The sequence below is a fragment of the Pseudomonas sp. Pse35 genome (genome assembly GCF_024519715.1).
Lineage (GTDB): Bacteria > Pseudomonadota > Gammaproteobacteria > Pseudomonadales > Pseudomonadaceae > Aquipseudomonas > Aquipseudomonas paracarnis.
The window spans coordinates 54,281-71,840 of the sequence record NZ_JALJRP010000004.1 but is presented as its reverse complement, the minus strand read 5'-3'; the positions used below and the strand labels follow the sequence as shown (position 1 = coordinate 71,840).

At 60.4% G+C, this 17,560-nt stretch carries 20 protein-coding genes, 1 tRNA gene and 1 pseudogene; 14 read left to right on the top strand and 8 right to left on the bottom strand.

Features of this window, described 5'->3' with window-relative positions; all coding sequences use genetic code 11:
* Positions 1-24: 24 nt before the first annotated feature.
* Entirely contained in the window at positions 25-1,467 is a 1,443-nt protein-coding gene (locus OC445_RS04385; protein WP_056790525.1) for a tyrosine-type recombinase/integrase, read from the bottom strand.
* A gap of 43 nt (positions 1,468-1,510) precedes the next feature.
* Between OC445_RS04385 and OC445_RS04380 the strand changes: the two are divergent.
* Positions 1,511-1,702, top strand: a pseudogene (locus tag OC445_RS04380) (L-aspartate oxidase); the annotation flags it as partial.
* On the opposite strand, the gene OC445_RS04375 reads toward OC445_RS04380, so the two are convergent.
* Together OC445_RS04375 and OC445_RS04370 are read right to left on the bottom strand one after the other, a co-directional pair.
* Complete coding sequence (locus OC445_RS04375; RefSeq protein ID WP_034126566.1) at positions 1,671-2,117, bottom strand: protein YgfX; 447 nt, start codon at positions 2,115-2,117, stop codon at positions 1,671-1,673. The pseudogene OC445_RS04380 and the gene OC445_RS04375 overlap by 32 nt on opposite strands.
* The gene (locus tag OC445_RS04370; protein ID WP_003189444.1) at positions 2,101-2,355 is read right to left on the bottom strand and encodes a succinate dehydrogenase assembly factor 2; all 255 of its coding nucleotides are present in this window, start codon (positions 2,353-2,355) and stop codon (positions 2,101-2,103) included. Before OC445_RS04370 ends, OC445_RS04375 begins: the two co-directional genes overlap by 17 nt.
* 140 nt (positions 2,356-2,495) lie before the next feature.
* On the opposite strand from OC445_RS04370, the gene OC445_RS04365 reads away from it, so the two are divergent.
* The gene (locus OC445_RS04365) at positions 2,496-3,437 is read left to right on the top strand and encodes a YgfZ/GcvT domain-containing protein (RefSeq protein WP_057975661.1); all 942 of its coding nucleotides are present in this window, start codon (positions 2,496-2,498) and stop codon (positions 3,435-3,437) included.
* Positions 3,438-3,472: 35 nt separating this feature from the next.
* A complete protein-coding gene (locus OC445_RS04360; protein WP_034126564.1) occupies positions 3,473-4,294 on the top strand; it encodes an HDOD domain-containing protein in 822 nt (273 codons plus the stop codon).
* Here the strand turns inward: OC445_RS04360 and OC445_RS04355 are convergent, their stop codons facing one another.
* Positions 4,295-5,680: a sensor histidine kinase gene (locus tag OC445_RS04355; protein WP_197900777.1), complete on the bottom strand. Its 1,386-nt coding sequence runs from the start codon at positions 5,678-5,680 to the stop codon at positions 4,295-4,297. It abuts the gene before it with no gap.
* Complete coding sequence (locus tag OC445_RS04350; protein ID WP_014717358.1) at positions 5,673-6,344, bottom strand: response regulator; 672 nt, start codon at positions 6,342-6,344, stop codon at positions 5,673-5,675. The genes OC445_RS04355 and OC445_RS04350 overlap by 8 nt, the downstream gene beginning before the upstream one ends.
* 235 nt (positions 6,345-6,579) lie before the next feature.
* Between OC445_RS04350 and OC445_RS04345 the strand changes: the two genes are divergently transcribed.
* The 5 genes from OC445_RS04345 (at position 6,580) to OC445_RS04325 (ending at position 12,042) form a co-directional block, all read left to right on the top strand.
* The gene (locus OC445_RS04345; RefSeq protein WP_054897614.1) at positions 6,580-7,872 is read left to right on the top strand and encodes an OprD family porin; all 1,293 of its coding nucleotides are present in this window, start codon (positions 6,580-6,582) and stop codon (positions 7,870-7,872) included.
* A gap of 28 nt (positions 7,873-7,900) precedes the next feature.
* Complete coding sequence (locus OC445_RS04340) at positions 7,901-8,890, top strand: Bug family tripartite tricarboxylate transporter substrate binding protein (RefSeq protein ID WP_161793218.1); 990 nt, start codon at positions 7,901-7,903, stop codon at positions 8,888-8,890.
* Positions 8,891-9,037: 147 nt separating this feature from the next.
* Positions 9,038-9,496: a tripartite tricarboxylate transporter TctB family protein gene (locus OC445_RS04335; protein ID WP_054897615.1), complete on the top strand. Its 459-nt coding sequence runs from the start codon at positions 9,038-9,040 to the stop codon at positions 9,494-9,496.
* A gap of 1 nt (position 9,497) precedes the next feature.
* Positions 9,498-11,012, top strand: a complete 1,515-nt coding sequence (locus OC445_RS04330; protein ID WP_014717355.1) for a tripartite tricarboxylate transporter permease — start codon at positions 9,498-9,500, stop codon at positions 11,010-11,012.
* Positions 11,005-12,042, top strand: coding sequence for an AbrB family transcriptional regulator (locus OC445_RS04325; protein ID WP_057975659.1), 1,038 nt, complete (start codon positions 11,005-11,007; stop codon positions 12,040-12,042). The genes OC445_RS04330 and OC445_RS04325 overlap by 8 nt, the downstream gene beginning before the upstream one ends.
* A 29-nt stretch (positions 12,043-12,071) precedes the next feature.
* Here OC445_RS04325 and ung read toward each other — a convergent pair whose 3' ends face one another.
* Positions 12,072-12,764: a uracil-DNA glycosylase gene (gene ung / locus OC445_RS04320; RefSeq protein WP_020301023.1), complete on the bottom strand. Its 693-nt coding sequence runs from the start codon at positions 12,762-12,764 to the stop codon at positions 12,072-12,074.
* A gap of 136 nt (positions 12,765-12,900) precedes the next feature.
* On the opposite strand from ung, the gene OC445_RS04315 reads away from it, so the two are divergent.
* The gene (locus tag OC445_RS04315; protein WP_262019973.1) at positions 12,901-14,013 is read left to right on the top strand and encodes an enoyl-CoA hydratase/isomerase family protein; all 1,113 of its coding nucleotides are present in this window, start codon (positions 12,901-12,903) and stop codon (positions 14,011-14,013) included.
* Here OC445_RS04315 and OC445_RS04310 read toward each other — a convergent pair.
* Both OC445_RS04310 and OC445_RS04305 read right to left on the bottom strand, forming a co-directional pair.
* Entirely contained in the window at positions 13,999-14,451 is a 453-nt protein-coding gene (locus OC445_RS04310) for a DUF3757 domain-containing protein (RefSeq protein WP_054897618.1), read from the bottom strand. The genes OC445_RS04315 and OC445_RS04310 overlap by 15 nt on opposite strands.
* Positions 14,452-14,608: 157 nt before the next feature.
* Positions 14,609-14,968, bottom strand: coding sequence for a hypothetical protein (locus OC445_RS04305; RefSeq protein ID WP_262019972.1), 360 nt, complete (start codon positions 14,966-14,968; stop codon positions 14,609-14,611).
* 67 nt (positions 14,969-15,035) lie between these two features.
* On the opposite strand from OC445_RS04305, the gene OC445_RS04300 reads away from it, so the two are divergent.
* From OC445_RS04300 to OC445_RS04280, 5 genes are all read left to right on the top strand, one after another.
* Positions 15,036-15,203, top strand: coding sequence for a hypothetical protein (locus OC445_RS04300; RefSeq protein WP_155718216.1), 168 nt, complete (start codon positions 15,036-15,038; stop codon positions 15,201-15,203).
* A gap of 8 nt (positions 15,204-15,211) precedes the next feature.
* The gene (locus OC445_RS04295) at positions 15,212-15,424 is read left to right on the top strand and encodes a cysteine-rich CWC family protein (RefSeq protein WP_262019971.1); all 213 of its coding nucleotides are present in this window, start codon (positions 15,212-15,214) and stop codon (positions 15,422-15,424) included.
* On the top strand, positions 15,414-16,106 hold the full coding sequence (locus tag OC445_RS04290; RefSeq protein ID WP_236454081.1) for a 16S rRNA pseudouridine(516) synthase: 693 nt from the start codon (positions 15,414-15,416) through the stop codon (positions 16,104-16,106). Before OC445_RS04295 ends, OC445_RS04290 begins: the two co-directional genes overlap by 11 nt.
* A gap of 304 nt (positions 16,107-16,410) precedes the next feature.
* Complete coding sequence (locus OC445_RS04285) at positions 16,411-17,295, top strand: alpha/beta fold hydrolase (protein ID WP_054897622.1); 885 nt, start codon at positions 16,411-16,413, stop codon at positions 17,293-17,295.
* A 113-nt stretch (positions 17,296-17,408) separates the two neighbouring features.
* Positions 17,409-17,482: transfer RNA gene (locus OC445_RS04280), tRNA-Gly, on the top strand.
* The last annotated feature ends 78 nt before the right edge of the window (positions 17,483-17,560 follow it).

Here is a 17,560-nt window from a genome sequence, read left to right as displayed (position 1 = left end):
GACTCCATTCAATTTTCAGCAATATCATAAGGCCATACGGAACGCGCTCACCAGAGCTTTCGCCATCCGTTCAATAGCCACGGCGCTCCCTGCCCCATACAGGTCATAGCTAATCGAACCTGAAGCGTGTCCCAAGATGGACTCAGCGGTCCCCACAGGCACCTCAGCGGCCTTCAAGGCACCTGCCAGCGAATGACGCAACGAGTGAAAGGTCTGGGTCCGATCAGCGTTCAAGCTCAGGACATCTCGTAGTGCACCATTAAGCACGTTCGAGAACTGACCAGCGCCCAATTTGAACAGCCGAGAGTCGGAGCTATCGACAAACTCACGGAACGCCTGAAGGTCAAACCCATAGGCACCGTCAGTTAGCGGTATGACCCTCAAAGCATTCTTGGTCTTGGCTGTCTTGCCATCGTTCCTATTGATGTCGATGACCCACACGCCCCCAACCTGCTTAATGTCAGCCTTGGTCAACTGCCTCAGTTCCTCGATACGGGTCCCTGTGATGACCCCAAGGGACAAAGCCCAACGCTGCCATGCGTCCACTGGTAGTGAGTTAGCGTAAGCCATCAAGGCTGCTACCTGATCCTGGGAGAACGCCTCACGGGAGCTGTCAGCATCCTTGGATAGCTTCAGTCCCTTATCGAAGCCCTTGGTGAGGTAGCCGTTATTCACAGCCCAATCCATCACCGTTGATAGCCGGGTCATTAGCTTATTCACAGTGGAACCTTTGCGGTCCTCAAGGAGCTTGTCCCGAAGGTTCTTCATGTCCTCCCGAGTGTGGCCCCGCATGTCCAAGTCGCCCAGGATCACGCTGATAGCCTCACACGATGACTTCACGTCACGCATGGTGCTGGCCTCAATGCTGTCTTTGCGTTCCTCCATGTACAGCGCAGAAAGGAACTTGAAGGTCAAAGCTGGGGAAGCGTTTACAGATATAGGCAGGGAGAGGGCCAAAGGCGTGCCACAAGGTTCACTATTGAGGTCCTTCACGATCTCGACCAGCTTCCCTGAACGCCCCCGCATACGCTCCTGTGAGGCCTCAAGGATCTCCAGTGCCTTACTCACTGCCCGTTGCTGATTGATGCTCAGGGGTAGCTTTGCGGAGGCCTTACGAAGCGCCAAGTGATGCTCATCGTTGATCATCTCGTAAGCGACCAGTGAGCTGTCACCGTGTGCCATCGTCAGGTTGTACTCAGCGAACTCAATCAAGCGCTCACGGAGTTCGTCCCATGACGCCTCGGGGTTGTCCAAGTGGTAGGCCTTGAGGGTCGAGAGGATGTCGTCGGAGATGGTCATTGCGGTGGCCTTGTCGGTAGTCCTGAGTGACAGCGTGAAGAAGCCCTTAACGGTTCCTTGAGGGCGAAGGCGAAGGTAATAGCGACCAGACCGGCGATAGTGGTACGGCTTGGCGAGCGCAGTTTGTAACAGGTTTGTCCCACTTTGGGAGCGGTGGTTGATGGTCATCGGCTGAAACCCCTGTATCCATTGGGTTTAGCCTCAAAGGGTCGAGTTCTATAGCAATTATAAGGTCAGCCGCGACTTGATCGAGTTGCGCAACCTGGCCCAAGTGGCCGAGCTGATGATCCGGTCGGCCATGGAGCGCAAGGAAAGCCGCGGCCTGCATTACACCCTCGACTACCCACAGATGCTGCCCGAAGCCCGGGACACTATCCTGGTGCCAACCACCTACGGCGGCTGAACTTCAGGCGTACCCGCAGGCGCCGGTGCACATCGGCGGCCTGCGCATCCTTTGCCACGCAGATGGACCGCACTCGCCGTTCACCCTGCACTCGGTAACGCAACACCACGATCAGCGGCAACGCCAGGCTGTCGGGCCGCAGCTGCACTGGGTGCCACCCGCGTGCGGCGCTCCATAATTGCCAACCATCGTCGTCACGGCGCAGGCCACGAATCGACGAACGGTGAGTGAGTAGGATTTGCCGCGGCAATACCCAGGCACAATGAGCCAGGCATAGCAGGATGCCAAGGCTTGAATAAGGCAGGTCGAGAGCCAGCAGGCTGCCCAGTGCGACCAGCTGGGCAAGCACATAGGCCGCCAGCAACAGCCGCGAGGCCTGCCAGCGGCATTCGAAACGATTACTTGGGCTGGACACGATCCAGGATCATCCGAACCATGCGCTGCAGCTCCGGGTCTTCGGATTCGGCGCGCTCCATGAACCAGCCAAACATGTCCTGGTCTTCGCACTCGAGCAACCTGACGTAGAGGTCGCGGTCCACCTGATTGAGCGTCGCATACACCTCTTTGGTGAAAGGCACCAGCAACACATCCAGCTCCAGCATGCCGCGACGGCTGTGCCAGTAGAGGCGATTGATTTCTACATCTTCGACCATGGAGCCCTCCTAAAATAGAGCGCAAGTATACAGCCCCGACGACACTGGAACAGTCGGCTTTGGTCGCCCTATATGGAAACTATGCATTTGCCGGACGCCCCTCTATGATGCACCCATGACTTTTTGACCTGCGATGACCCATGGCTGACTCCGCTTTTTTCTGCTCCCTGTCCCACGAAGGCGTTCTCGCCGTCCGCGGCTCTGATGCTGCCAAGTTCCTGCAGGGCCAACTGACCTGCAACCTCAATTACCTGAGTGATACCCAGGCCAGCCTGGGCGCGCGCTGCACGCAAAAAGGCCGGATGCAGTCGAGCTTCCGCATCCTGCTGCAGGGTGATGGCGTGCTCCTGGCCATGGCCACCGAGTTGCTTGAGCCGCAGTTGGCGGATTTGAAAAAGTACGCGGTGTTCTCCAAATCCAAGCTCACCGACGAAAGCGCTGCCTGGGCGCGCTTCGGCCTGGCGAACGCAGACGCGGCCCTGAGCGCCCTGGGCCTCGCGCTGCCGGTCGAGACCGATAGCGTGGCGCGCAACGAGGCATCGATTGCCGTCCGCGTTTCCCCGGGCCGGGCCGAACTCTGGGTACCTGCCGAACACGCCGACGCCGTGCGCAGCCAATTGGCCGCGCAGTTGCAACAGGCTGACTTGAATGCCTGGTTGCTTGGTCAGATCCGTGCCGGTATCGGCCAGGTGATGCCCCAGACGCGCGAGCTGTTCATTCCGCAGATGCTCAACCTGCAGGCTGTGGGCGGCGTCAGCTTCAAGAAAGGCTGCTACACCGGCCAGGAAATCGTCGCGCGCATGCAGTACCTGGGCAAACTCAAGCGGCGCCTGTATCGCCTGAGCCTGGAGGCCAACGAGCTTCCCGAGCCAGGCACTCCGTTATTTTCCCCGAGCCATAACAGCGCGATCGGCGAAGTGGTCATCGCAGCAAAAGCCGACCAGTCGATTGAACTTCTCGCCGTGCTGCAAGCCGAAGCTGCCGACAGTGGCGACGTGCGCTTGGGCACCCTCGAGGGCCCGGGCTTGAATCTGCTTGACCTACCCTACCAACTGGACCGTGACCGCGAGATCCAGCGTTAATCGCCGTACTTTTTGCAGCACCCTAGAGAGCATGAATGAACAAGCTGGCGGAAAAAGTCCAACAAGCGTTGGTAACGGCCATCGACAACGATGACCTGGTTCTGCCGACATTGCCGGAGGTGGCCCTGAAAATTCGCCAGGCCGCCGAAGACCCGGACATCAGCATCAGCCACCTGAGCAAAGTGATCAGTCGTGACACGGCCCTGTCGGCCCGCCTGATCAAAGTGGTCAACAGCCCGCTGCTACGGGCCAGCCAGGAAGTCACCGACCTGCACACCGCCATCACCCGGCTCGGTACCAACTACAGCAGCAACCTGGCTATCGGCCTGGTGATGGAGCAGATCTTCCACGCCCGCTCAGAGGTGGTCGAACAGAAAATGCGCGACGTGTGGCGCCGCAGCCTGGAAGTGGCGGGCGTGAGCTACGCCTTGTGCCGTCGCCACAGCCAGCTCAAGCCAGACCAGGCGGCCCTGGGTGGCTTGGTGCATCAGATAGGCGTGCTGCCGATCCTCACGTATGCCGAGGATCACTATGAGCTGCTGGCCGACCCCGTCAGCCTCAACCACGTCATCGACAGCATCCACCCGGTGCTGGGGGACAAGCTGCTGCGGGTCTGGGACTTCCCTGAGATGCTGGTGAACGTGCCGGGCCAATACCTGGACCTGACACGCGACTCTGCAAGCCTGGACTACGTCGACCTGGTGCAGGTCGCCGCGCTGTACTGCCACCGCGGCACCGACCACCCCCTGGGGACCGTGCCGATTACCGCCTTGCCGGCCCTCATGAAGTTGCGCATAGACCTGCACAGCGACGCCCTGCGCAGCGAACTGGACGAAGCGCGGTCGATGTTTTACTGATCAACCCGCGATAAAACTCACGCGCACCTTAAGCCCCGCCAGCTCGCCATCATGCAGGCTGATCTGCGCCAGGTGCGCACGGCAAATCTCCCCGACAATCGCCAGCCCCAAGCCCGACCCCATGCCCTGCTGGCTGCGTCGATAAAAGCGTTCGAACACCCGGTCCCGCTCATCCAGTGGGATGCCAGGGCCGTCATCTTCGACTTCCAGCACCGCCGGGGCCGTCACTCGCAGAATCACATTGCCGCCGGGCGGGGTATGGGCCAAGGCGTTATCCACCAGGTTGCTGAGCAGCTCATTCAACAGCGTTGGTTCGCCGCGCAGCCATACCGGCTCGTCGGCCTCCAGCGCCAGGGCCACGCCCCGCGCGTGGGCCAGCGGCGCCATGGCCATACCGAGCTCACGGGCCAATTGGCTTAAATCGAGCAGTTGCGCACCGCCTTCGGCAATGGCGCGGGCACCGTTTTCGATGCGGGCCAGGGACAACAATTGATTCGCCAGGTGCGTCAGGCGGTCGGTGCCCTGGGCGGCCGTCTCCAGGGTGCTGCGCCAGTTGGCTGGTTCTTCGGCACGCAGGCCCAGTTCCAGCCGGGCCTTGAGCGCCGCCAGGGGGGTGCGCAGCTCGTGGGCAGCGTCGGCAATAAACTGTGCCTGGCGCTCGAACTGCCCGCGCAAACGTTCGGTGAAATGGTTGAGCGAGCGCACCAGTGGGCCGAACTCATCCTGAACTTCCACTAATGGCAGAGGCCGCAGGTCATCAGGCTGGCGCTCTTCCACCGCCGTACGCAGGCGTTCCAGCGGGCGCAGTGCGGCGCTCACCGCGAACCACACCAGCAATAACGCACCGATGGCGAGCATGCCCAGACGCAGCAGTGTATCGGCCATCAGGCTGCGGGCCATGGCCACCCGGGCTTCGTCGGTCTCCGCAACACGAATTTCGGCCATGCCGTTCATGTTCGGTTCCGAGACGGCCTTGAGCAGGCTCACCACGCGCACATGCTGGCCCAGGTACATGGCGTTATAGAACCGCGCCAAGGCTGGATAATCGTCGGTGCGGGGCGTGCCTGGCGGCGGGCCAGGCAGGTTTTCGTACCCGGAAATCAGTTTCTGATCAATATCATTGACCTGGTAATAAATGCGCCCGGCACTGTCGTAGGCAAAAGTGTCCAAGGCCACATAGGGCACATTGGCGCTGAGGGTGCCGTCCACCTGGGTCAAGCCGGCGGCAATGGTGCGTGCCGAGGCCAGCAGCGTGCGGTCATAAGCGGTGTCGGCGGCTTCGCGACCGTTCCAATAAGCGCTCATGCCGCTGGCGAGCATCAACAACACCAGCAATAACGCAAGGTTGCACAGCAAGCGCCAGCGCAGGCTGCTGGGCTTATGCATCACGGGCTTCCAGCAAATAGCCAAGGCCCCGGAAGGTGACGATGGCGATGGGTTGGCCATCGAGCTTCTTGCGCAGACGATGCACGTAGATTTCGATGGCGTCGGGACTGGCCTCCTCGTCCAGGCCGAATACCTGGGACGCCAATTGTTCCTTGCTCATCACGCGCCCCGGCCGGGCGATCAACGCTTCGAGCACCGCTTGTTCTCGGGAGGTCAAGGTCATCAGCTCGCCTGCGACCGTGAAGCGCCGGGTGTCGAGGTCGTACACCAGCACACCGCAGGTTTGCTGACGCTCGCCGCCCAGCACGCTGCGCCGCAACAGTGCCTTGACCCGTGCTTCGAGTTCCGTGAGTTCAAACGGTTTGGCCAGGTAGTCATCGGCGCCCAGGTTCAGGCCGTGCACGCGGTCTTTTACATCACTGCGAGCAGTCAGCATCAGCACCGGCAGGTTTTTTCCACGTGCCCGCAAACGTGCGAGCACCTCGAAACCATCCAGGCGCGGCAACCCTACGTCCAGGATCACCGCGGCGTATTCCTCGCTGCTCAAGGCCAGGTCCGCCGCCACGCCGTCATGCAACACATCAACGGTCAAACCCATGCTCTTGAGCGCTTGGGCCACGCTTTCGGCGAGCTGCAAATGGTCTTCAACCAGGAGGACACGCATGGATTTCTACCTCGTTCAGGGGTGGTCGACGCCACGCTTTGCCCGGCAGTTTACAGCCGCAACCTGGCCTGTGAAGCCCGAAAACATTGAAAGGCGATTGAAAGGTTAGTGAAAGCTTCGCCCTTTAGCATCCAACCACGGTGGTCTATGCCCGCCGAGTTGCCTGACCCGTAGCGCCCGAAAAACGCCTCGAAGCGTTTTCGCCAGAATAAGAACAATAACGGAGTACACCACGATGCTGTCGACCCAGCCACAGGCTTGCCCGCCTGTTCGTTCTTCCCGCCTGACCCACACCGCCCTCGCCAGTGCCGCTGCCCTTGCCGGCTTTTCGCCGCTCAGCCAGGCTGCCTTCTTCGAAGACAGTAGCGCGACCCTGGAAACCCGCAACATGTACTTCAACCGCGACTTTCGCGACGGTACCAGTGCCCAGCAATCCAAGCGCGACGAATGGGCCCAGGGCTTCATGCTCAACGTGCAATCGGGCTACACCGACGGCACCGTCGGCTTTGGCGTGGATGCGCTGGGCATGCTCGGCGTCAAGCTCGACTCCAGCCCCGACCGCACCGGCACCGGCCTGCTGCCGACCCACGATGACGGCCGCGCCGCCAACGAGTACTCCAAGCTGGGCCTGACCGGTAAAGTGAAAATCTCCGCCACCGAGCTGAAGATCGGCTCGCTGATCCCCGAACTGCCGATCCTCAAGCCCAACGACGGGCGCATCCTGCCGCAGACCTTCAACGGTGGCTTGATCACCTCCAAGGAACTCAAGAACCTGGTATTCACTGGTGGTCGCCTGGACAAAGCCAAGGACCGCGACGACACCAACTACGAAGACATCGCGCTCAATAACAAGAACAGCCGCTTCCTCAGCGGTGCCACCGGCAAGCACTTCAACTTCGGTGGCGTCGACTACAAGTTCGCCGACAAGATCACCGGCAGCTACCACTTCGCCCAACTCGACGACGTGTATCGCCAACACTTCCTCGGCATGGTCGCCTCACGCCCGATGGGCCCTGGCACTTTCGCCGCCGACCTGCGACTGGCAATCAGCGATGACACCGGCTCGGCCCGCGGCGGCAATATCGACAACACGTCCCTCAACGGCTTGTTCAGCTATGCCCTCAATGGCCATAAGCTCAGCGCCGGCTACCAGCACATGTCCGGCGACAGCGCCTTCCCGTATGTGGATGGCAGCGACCCATACCTGGTCAACTTCGTGCAGATCAACGATTTTGCCGGCGCCGAAGAACGCTCCTGGCAGGCACGCTACGACTACGACTTTGCCAAGCTGGGCATTCCTGGCTTGAGTTTCATGAGCCGTTACCTCTCGGGTGACAACATCAAGCTCAAGAACGGAGAGACCGGCAAGGAGTGGGAACGCAACAGCGAGATCAAGTACGTGGTGCAAAGCGGCACGTTCAAAGATGTGGCCGTGCGCCTGCGTAACGCCACCTATCGTTCCAACTATTCGGCCCGTGACGCAGATGAAATGCGCTTGCTGGTCAGCTACAGCGTCGCACTTTGGTAGTAACCCCCTCATAACAAAAACGATGGAGATCACCATGACCCTTTCACTGCGTAAATTTGCCCTCGCCGCTGGCTGCATGCTGTTCGCCGGCCAACTGCTGGCCGCCGACGAACCCAAGCGTCCGGAATGCATCGCCCCGGCCTCCCCAGGCGGCGGTTTTGACCTGACTTGCAAACTGGCGCAAAGCGCGCTGGTGAACCAAAAGCTGCTGACCAAGCCGATGCGTGTGACCTACATGCCAGGCGGCGTGGGCGCGGTAGCCTACAACGCGGTCGTCGCCCAGCGCCCTGCGGATGCGGGCACGTTGGTTGCCTGGTCGAGCGGTTCGCTGCTGAACCTGGCCCAGGGCAAGTTCGGCCGTTTTGATGAAAGCGCCGTGCGCTGGTTGGCGGCAGTGGGCACCAGCTATGGCGCCATCGCGGTGAAAAGCGACTCGCCCTACAAGACCCTCGACGACCTGGTCAAAGCCCTGAAGAAAGACCCAGGCAGCGTGGTGATCGGCTCCGGCGGCACCGTCGGCAGCCAGGACTGGATGCAAACCGCACTGATCGCCAAGGCCGCCGGGATCAACCCGCGCGAACTGCGTTACGTCGCCCTTGAGGGTGGCGGTGAAATCGCTACGGCTCTGCTGGGGGGGCATATCCAGGTGGGCAGTACCGACATCTCCGACTCCATGCCGCATATCCAGAGCGGCGATATGCGCCTGCTGGCGGTGTTCTCCGAGCAACGCCTGGATGAGCCGGAAATGAAGGATATCCCGACCGCCAAAGAGCAAGGCTACGACATCGTCTGGCCGGTGGTGCGTGGCTTCTACCTGGGGCCAAAGGTCAGCGATGCCGACTACGCCTGGTGGAAAGACGCCTTCGACAAACTGCTGGCTTCCGAGGAGTTCGCCAAGCTGCGTGACCAGCGCGAGCTGTTCCCGTTCGCCATGACGGGCCAGGAGCTGGACACCTACGTGAAGAAACAGGTGGCTGACTACAAAGTGCTGGCCAAAGAGTTCGGCCTGATCCAGTAATCGCCCCTCTTTTGTGTAATGCCCCTGTAGGAGCGAGCGTGCTCGCGAAGAACCCAAGGACATCCACGTGCGTCCAGAGAGCACGCGTTATCGTTGACGTTTTTCGCGAGCAAGCTCGCTCCTACAAGAGGGGCCTTGGAGTTTTCTATGCTCTTACAACGCATTTTCGCTGCCGTGCTATTGCTGGCCTGTATCGGCCTCGCGCTGATGGCCTGGCCGTATCAGGCGGCTTTTTCCTACGAACCCGTAGGGCCAAGAGCCTTCCCCCTGCTGTTGCTCGGGCTGATGGGCCTGGCGCTCATCTACATGATGATTCGCCCGCAGGCGACCAAACACACTGACGATGAACCCGCGCTGGATCAACCCACGTTGGTCAAGATCGGCATCTGTGTGGCTCTGCTGCTGGTGTTTGCAGGCACATTCGAATCCTTGGGTTTCATTCTCAGCAGCATGCTGATCGGTATTCCGATGGCACGGCTGTACGGCGGCCGCTGGTTGCCCAGCGTGGTGATCATCACCTTGATGAGCGTCGGTCTTTATCTGCTGTTCGATAAAACCATGGACGTACCGTTGCCCCTCGGCCTGCTCGACGTTCTGGAGAACTGATATGGATACTTTTGGCTATTTGGGCCAGGGTTTCGGCGTTGCGCTGAGCCCCTATAATCTGGTGACCGCGTTATGCGGCACCCTGATTGGCACCGTGGTCGGCCTGTTGCCGGGCCTGGGCCCGATCAACGGCGTGGCACTGCTGATCCCCATCGCCTTCGCCCTGGGCTTGCCGCCAGAGTCGGCGCTGATCCTGCTGGCAGCCGTGTACCTGGGCTGCGAATACGGCGGCCGCATCAGTTCGATTCTACTGAACATCCCGGGCGAAGCCTCCACCGTCATGACCACCCTCGACGGCTACCCGATGGCCCGCAAAGGCCTGGCTGGCGTGGCACTGTCATTGTCGGCCTGGAGTTCGTTCATCGGCGCGTTTATCGCCACCTGCGGCATGGTGCTGTTCGCTCCGCTGCTGGCCAAGTGGGCGATTGCGTTCGGCCCGGCGGAATACTTTGTCTTAATGGTGTTTGCGATTGTCTGCCTGGGCGGCATGGCCGGTGACAAACCACTGAAGACTTTTGTTGCGGCGCTGATCGGCTTGTTCCTCTCTTGCGTGGGCATCGACGCCAACAGCGGTGTGTACCGCTTTACCGGCGACAATATTCACCTGACCGACGGTATCCAGTTCGTGGTCCTGGTGCTCGGCCTGTTCTCCATCAGCGAGATTCTCCTGCTGCTGGAAAAAACCCACCGTGGCCAGGAAGCGGTGAAAGCCACAGGGCGCATGATGTTCAACGTCAAGGAAGCCTTGTCGGTACTGACCGTGAACCTTCGTTGCGGCGTATCGGGTTTTATCATCGGCGTATTGCCGGGTGCGGGTGCGACCATGGCCTCGGCCGTTGCCTACATGACCGAGAAACGCATCGCAGGCGCCAGCGGCAAATTCGGTCAGGGCGACATGCGCGGCCTGGCCGCTCCAGAAACCGCGATCGGCGCGTCGGTCTGCGGCGCCATGGTACCCATGCTGACCCTCGGCGTTCCTGGCTCGGGCACCACGGCGGTGATGATCGGCGCCCTGTCGCTGTACAACATCACCCCCGGCCCACTGCTGTTCCAACAGCAACCGGACATTGTCTGGGGCCTGATAGCCTCGTTGTTCATTGCCAACATCATGCTGGTCGTGCTCAACATCCCGATGATCCGCATCTTCACCCGTATCCTCGCCGTGCCGAACTGGGCGCTGGTGCCGGTGATTGCCATCATTACCGCGATTGGCGTGTACGCCGTGCATGCCACCACCTTCGATCTGTTCCTGATGATTGCCATCGGCATCTTCGGCTACATCCTGCGCAAGCTGGACTTCCCGCTGTCGCCGCTGCTGCTGGGCTTTATCCTCGGCGGCCTGATGGAGCAGAACCTGCGCCGTGCGCTGTCGATCTCCAACGGTGCGCTGGAAATCCTGTGGTCGAGCCCGATCACCTTTGGCGTCTGGGTGCTGACCGCAATCATGCTGCTTGTACCGCTGCTGCGTATCTGGCGTAAACGCGTGCAACAGCGTCGTGCCCTGGCCGATGTCTGAGGTCACCTTTAAACATTGGTGGGGAACACCGCTGGTCGGCCTGGCCGGCGGTTACCTGGCCAGCCTGGTGGGCTGGCCTTTGCCGTACATGGTCGGCTCGTTGCTGGCGATCATCCTGGTGCGCTGCCTGACGCCCTGGCAATTGGCAGAGATTCCCGGCGGGCGCAAATGCGGCCAATGGGTGGTGGGCATCGGCATCGGCCTGCACTTCACCCCGGTGGTGATCGAGCAGGTGATGAGCCACTTCGGCCTGATTTTCTTCGGTGCACTGGTCACCAGCTTGTCGAGCGTGGTGGGCGTGTGGTTGATGCGCCGCAGCGGTGAAGACCGCGCCACGGCGTTTTTCTCCAGCATGCCGGGCGGTTCCGGGGAGATGGTCAACCTCGGCGCTCGCAATGGCGCGGTGCTCAGCCGGGTTGCGGCCGGGCAAAGCCTGCGTGTGCTGGTGGTGGTGCTGTGCGTGCCAGCGATCTTCAAATATTTGCTCGGAGGCGGCGCGCCGCAGTTCCATCCGGCGCCCGTGGACTGGGCGTGGCTGGCCGTGCTGTTTCCGGTGGGTGCGCTGGTTGCCTGGGGCTGGCAGCGCTTGCGCCAACCCAACCCTTGGCTGTTCGGGCCATTGCTGGTGAGCGCGATCGCCAGTGTGACTTGGGATTTACACATCGGCCTGCCAGACGGCGGCAGTCAGATCGGCCAATGGTTGATCGGCAGCGGTTTGGGCTGCCACTTCAATCGGCAGTTCTTCCGTCGCGCGCCATCGTTCATGGGCCGCACCTTGATTGGCACGGCATTGACCATGCTGCTGGCGACGTTAGCGGCGGTGGGCTTGAGCGCCCTCACTCACCTCGACCTGCGATCACTGACCCTGGGCATGATGCCAGGCGGTATCGCTGAAATGAGTCTGACAGCTGAAACCCTGCAGCTGTCGGTGCCCTTGGTGACGGCGATGCAGGTGATGCGCTTGTTGTTCGTGCTGTTTTTGGCCGAGCCTTTGTTTCGGCACTGGAACCGTCAGCCAGCCCCCCTCTAAAACCTCCCACATGTTGAATGTGCCAGGCCTCACACCGGTGGCAAACGCCACTCGATGGGGGCCTCGCCATTCTGCTCGAGAAACTTGTTGGCCCGGCTGAAATGCCCGCAGCCCAGAAACCCGCGATACGCCGACAACGGCGACGGATGCACCGAGGTCAGCACCAGATGCTTGGTGGCGTCGATAAGCTTCTGCTTGCTTTGAGCATGGGCGCCCCACAGCAGGAACACCAGGTGCGGCTGATGCTCGCTGACCACTTCGATAATCCGATCGGTGAAGAACTGCCAGCCCTTGCCGGCATGGGCGTTGGCGTTGGCGCGCTCCACGGTCATGGTGGTGTTGAGCATCAGCACGCCCTGGTCGGCCCAGCTTTGCAGGTAGCCGTGGTTGGGGATGTCGATGTTCAGGTCGCGCTTGAGCTCTTTATAGATATTGACCAGCGACGGCGGTGCCGGCACGCCCGGTTGTACCGAGAAGCACAAGCCGTGGGCCTGGCCAGGGCCGTGGTACGGGTCTTGTCCGAGAATCACGACCTTGACCTTGTCCAGCGGCGTTGAGTTGAGCGCGTTGAAAATCAATGGGCCGGGGGGGTAGATCTCTTTGCCAGCGGCATGTTCCTGGCGCAGAAACTCGCGCAATTGCGCCATGTAGGGCTTCTCGAACTCCTCCCGCAGGGCGTGTTTCCAGCTGGGTTCGAGTTTGATACGGTCGCCATCGGTCATAGTTGAATTGTCTTGTAAAAAAGAATGAGGCGAACCCTAGGAAAGCCGACCCCGCTTGTCAATTGATCTGACACAGCACCGGCACTTTCCCACGAAGGGATCATACTCATCCTTCACCTTCTCGATTGAGGCCACGATGAACCTGCATTTCGAAGAACTGACCGGCAGTGGCGGCGCTCGCATCGGTATCGCCAGCCTGGACGCGCCAAAGTCCCTTAACGCCCTCTCCCTGCCGATGATTCTGGCCCTGGATGAGCGCATGGAGGCCTGGGCCAAAGACCCGCAGATCGTCTGCGTGCTGCTGCGCGGCAACGGCCCCAAAGCTTTTTGCGCCGGTGGCGAAGTGCGCAGCCTGGCTCAGGCTTGCCGTGAACAGCCGGGCGAAGTTCCGACCCTGGCCGCGCAGTTTTTTGCCGCCGAATATCGTCTTGACTACCGCCTGCACACCTACCCGAAGCCGTTGATCTGCTGGGGCCACGGTTATGTATTGGGCGGCGGCATGGGCCTGTTGCAAAGCGCCGCCGTGCGTATCGTTACGCCAAGCAGTCGTTTGGCCATGCCCGAAATCAGCATTGGCTTGTACCCGGATGTGGGGGCCAGTTGGTTCTTGTCCCGCTTGCCGGGCAAGCTCGGCCTGTTCCTGGGCCTCACCGGCGCCCATATCAACGGTCTCGACGCGCTGGACTTGGGCCTGGCCGACCGTTTCCTGCGTGATGACCAGCAAGACGATCTGCTCGATGGCCTGCTGCAGCTGAACTGGCAGGAACAGAGCGCGATGCAACTCAACAGCTTGCTCAAGGCCCTGGCGCAGGAGGCAAACAGTGATCAACCCGAAGCGCAATGGCTACCGCGCCGCGCACAGATCGACGAATGGCTTGATGTAGGAGATGTGCGGTGTGCCTGGCGCGCCTTGAGCCTGCTGCGCGACCACAGCGACCCGCTATTGAGCCGGGCCGGCAAAACCCTCAGTGAGGGCTGCCCACTGACGGCGCATCTGGTGTGGGAACAGCTCCAGCGTGCCCGTCACCTCTCATTGGCCCAGGTGTTCGAGATGGAATACACCCTGAGCCTCAACTGCTGCCGTCATCCGGAATTCGCCGAAGGGGTTCGGGCGCGCCTGATCGACAAAGACCAGGCGCCTCGTTGGCACTGGCCGGATATCAACACACTCCCGCAAACGGTGGTGCAGGCGCACTTTGACAAGGCCTGGGAAGGTAGGAATCCTCTGGCGGATTTATCTGACTACTGACAGGTCTGTACGCTTGTCGTTGACCTTGAAAGCGCAATTGTCCGGCTGGCTGTCCTCGCACGTATACACCGGCAACTCGAACGCATCGGGCTGCAGCCTCCAATACAAGGTGCTGGTCAACGACATGTTGATAACCTCATTTCCGCTGCTTGGCCTCAACGCTACAACACCGTTCCAACTGGTGCGGTAGATGCACTTGTCCATGTAGCCGTTTCCTCTCTCCTCGCCGTCGCCCGGCATGAAGATTGCGCCAATGAACCCGTCGACAACACCACGCGACGCTACCTTCGGGCTTTGCCAGCGCAGGCCATTGTCCTGGGCGCGATAATGGCCGTCTGCATACGCGACCTGCGACGGATAAGGACAGCCTTGCTCCGCTCTTGCCGATGCAATGAAGCAGCTCATCAGCAGGAGCACGCAAATCAATTGTTTGAACATAGGGTTTCCATCTGCTCAGTCTCACCACGCAAAAGCACAAGGCTCCTCGTTAGTGAAGTACAGCTAGCGCCTCAAAGATAGCTGTTAAATCTGACAGTACGGACATACGGTACCTATAAAAAACGGCGCATGATGCGCCGCTTGTTTTTCAAGATATTTAACGGTGACCGCCGCGGCCACCTCCGTGGTTGGAACCGCGTCCACGCCCGCCATTGCCCCAGCGGTCGCCCCACCCCTGGTTTGGGTAGGGCCGGTACCCGGCGCGGGGGTAATAGCGCGGGGCCGGTTGGTAGTAGCGCGGCGCCGAATAGTAGCGAGGCTGTGGCGCATAGTAGCGAGGCGCTGGCGCGTAATAGCTGCGCCCAGAAGGGTAATAACGCGGGCCGCCGTAGTAATAGGCTGGCGCCGGCGCGGTGTAGACCTCGGAGCGATAGTAGGAAGCGCCTCCATCGTAATAGGGCACGCAGGCTGAAAGGGTCAGGCCGAGCAAAGCGATGAGCAGCAGTCGTCGATACATGGCGGCCTCCTGGACCGCGGAAGAGCTCCTCCAGCGACGCTGGCGAGCGGCATTCAGCTTTCACTGAATGACGAAACATCTGACATCAAAAACCGAATCTGGTGCGTTCGTGACACAAGTGGAAACACCTGTTTCAGACGAAGTGAAAGCCCGTCAAAACGCCATGATGATGGAATGCCGCGCAGCCGCGCTGTATCGTGCAACAACTAACGCGCCCTACCCGATTTCCTTCTGAACCGACCCATGACCACACCGCCCCTTTGCCCCGCCTGTGGTGCCCGCAACGACTGCTCCCTAGCCGATCCGCGCACTGCCGATCAAGCCTGCTGGTGCTACGGCGTCATCATCGACCCGGCGGTACTTGAAGCCCTGCCGGATGAGTTGCGTAATAAAGCCTGCCTGTGCCCACGCTGCGCCCAGGTGGACGAACAGTTGCGTAACCGCAATGCGCGTTGATCGCTTCCTCAGCAACCTGCCACAGTTCAATCGCAAGCAAGTGCGCCTGTTGCTGGTGGAACGCCGGGTGACCGTTGAAGGGGTTGCGGTCAGCGATCCTCACCATGACGTACGTGAATTCAGCCAGGTCTGCGTTGACGGTGAAATCCTGCAAGCGGGCAAGCCGGCGCGCTATTTCATGCTGCACAAACCCCAGGGTTGCGTCAGCGCCACGTCGGACCCGCAACACTCCACGGTCCTTGACCTGCTGGACGAACCCGACAAAGCCGAACTGCATATCGCCGGGCGCCTGGATTTCAACACCACCGGCCTGATGCTGATCACCAACGACGGCCAATGGTCGCGGCGCCTCACGCAACCGCAGACCAAGTTGCCCAAGGTGTACCAGGTGCAAACCGAACAGGACATCGGCCCGCAGTACGCGGTGACGTTCGCGGCGGGCGTGTATTTCGCTTTCGAAGATCTCACTACCCAACCTGCCGAACTTGAACTGCTGGGTCCCAGGACAGCGCGGTTGAGCATCATCGAAGGCCGATATCACCAGGTCAAACGCATGTTCGGTCATTTTGATAACAAGGTGATCGGCCTGCACCGCGAGCGAATGGGGCCCTTAGTGCTCGATGCGTCGCTTGCGCCGGGTCAGTATCGACCACTGACTGACGAAGAGATCCTAAAAGTCTGACGACCGTTCAGCCGATGATGGCAAAAAACCAGCCGCTCGCCTTGCGACATGCGTTCCGTACTGCTTGAATCAGGGCTTCAGCCAGATAATGACTGATGAGTCGCCTATAACCTCCAAGAAACACCTTGCCTCGCCCGCGCTTGATCCATGGGTCTTCCCGGCAAACCGCCCGCCATAACAACACCCGCCGGCCAGCCGTCATCGGACCGACATGGGCCCTCATTTTCCAGGCGTATGCCTACCTGTCATAAAGCTCGTGCAGAGTGATCTGCGCGCACTACCCGCTTGCCAGGAGTCTTACGACATGAGGCCAGAAATCGCTGTGTTGGATATACAGGGTCAGTATCGGGTGTACACGGAGTTCTATCGCGCGGACGCGGCGGCAAAGACCATCGTCCTGGTCAACGGCTCAATGGCGACCACAGCGTCCTTCGCTCAAACCGTGAAAAGCCTGTACCCGCAATTCAATGTGGTGTTGTACGACCAGCCCTACGCTGGCCGTTCCAAAATCCATAACCGTCATGAGCAGATGCTTACCAAGGAAGTCGAAGGCCAGATCCTCCTTGAACTGCTCGACCACTTCGCCGCTGAACACGTATTGTCCTTCTCCTGGGGCGGGGCCGCCACGTTGGTTGCCCTCGCACAGCGCCCCCGTCGGGTAGAAAAAGCCGTGATCAGCTCATTCTCGCCGGTGATCAATGCGCCGATGCGTGACTACCTCGAACGCGGCGTCGACTACTTGGGCAACCTCGACCGCGACCGCGTCGGCCATCTGGTCAACAGCACCATCGGCAAGCACCTGCCTTCGCTGTTCAAACGCTTCAACTACCGCCATGTCAGCAACCTGGCCGCACACGAATACGGGCAGATGCACTTTCACATCAGCCACGTGCTCAACAGCGACCGGCAGTGCTACCTCAAGGCAGCCAGGCAGATCGATATTCCAGTGCTGTTCTTGAACGGCGAATGGGACGAATACACCAGTGCAGACGACGCCAAGCTGTTTGGCCAGCATGTGGCCAAGAGCAGCTTCAGCACCATTCAGGCGACGGGACACTTCCTGGACATGGAACATAAAGCCGCGTGCCGCGACAGCCGTGAGGCCGTGGTGGGCTTCTTGAAAGGGCAGCGACCCGCAAGCCCGTTACGGTATAGCCAGGGCCAGGCGCAGCATGCATGGGCGCTTTGAAATCAGGCCCGACACTGTGGCGAGCAAGCTGTGTCGCCACACGCAACTCTCACATTTTTCAAAGAAAAACTTCAAATCCAGCTGAACATCTGGTACAAAGTCAGCCGCTCTGAGCGGGTATAGTTTAGTGGCAAAACGAAAGCTTCCCAAGCTTTAGTTGAGGGTTCGATTCCCTCTACCCGCTCCACATTCTTATTCCCTCCCCGTCCCACTCCCTCCCGCTACACACCAAACCCCCGGCAATACTGAATAAACTCCAATCCCT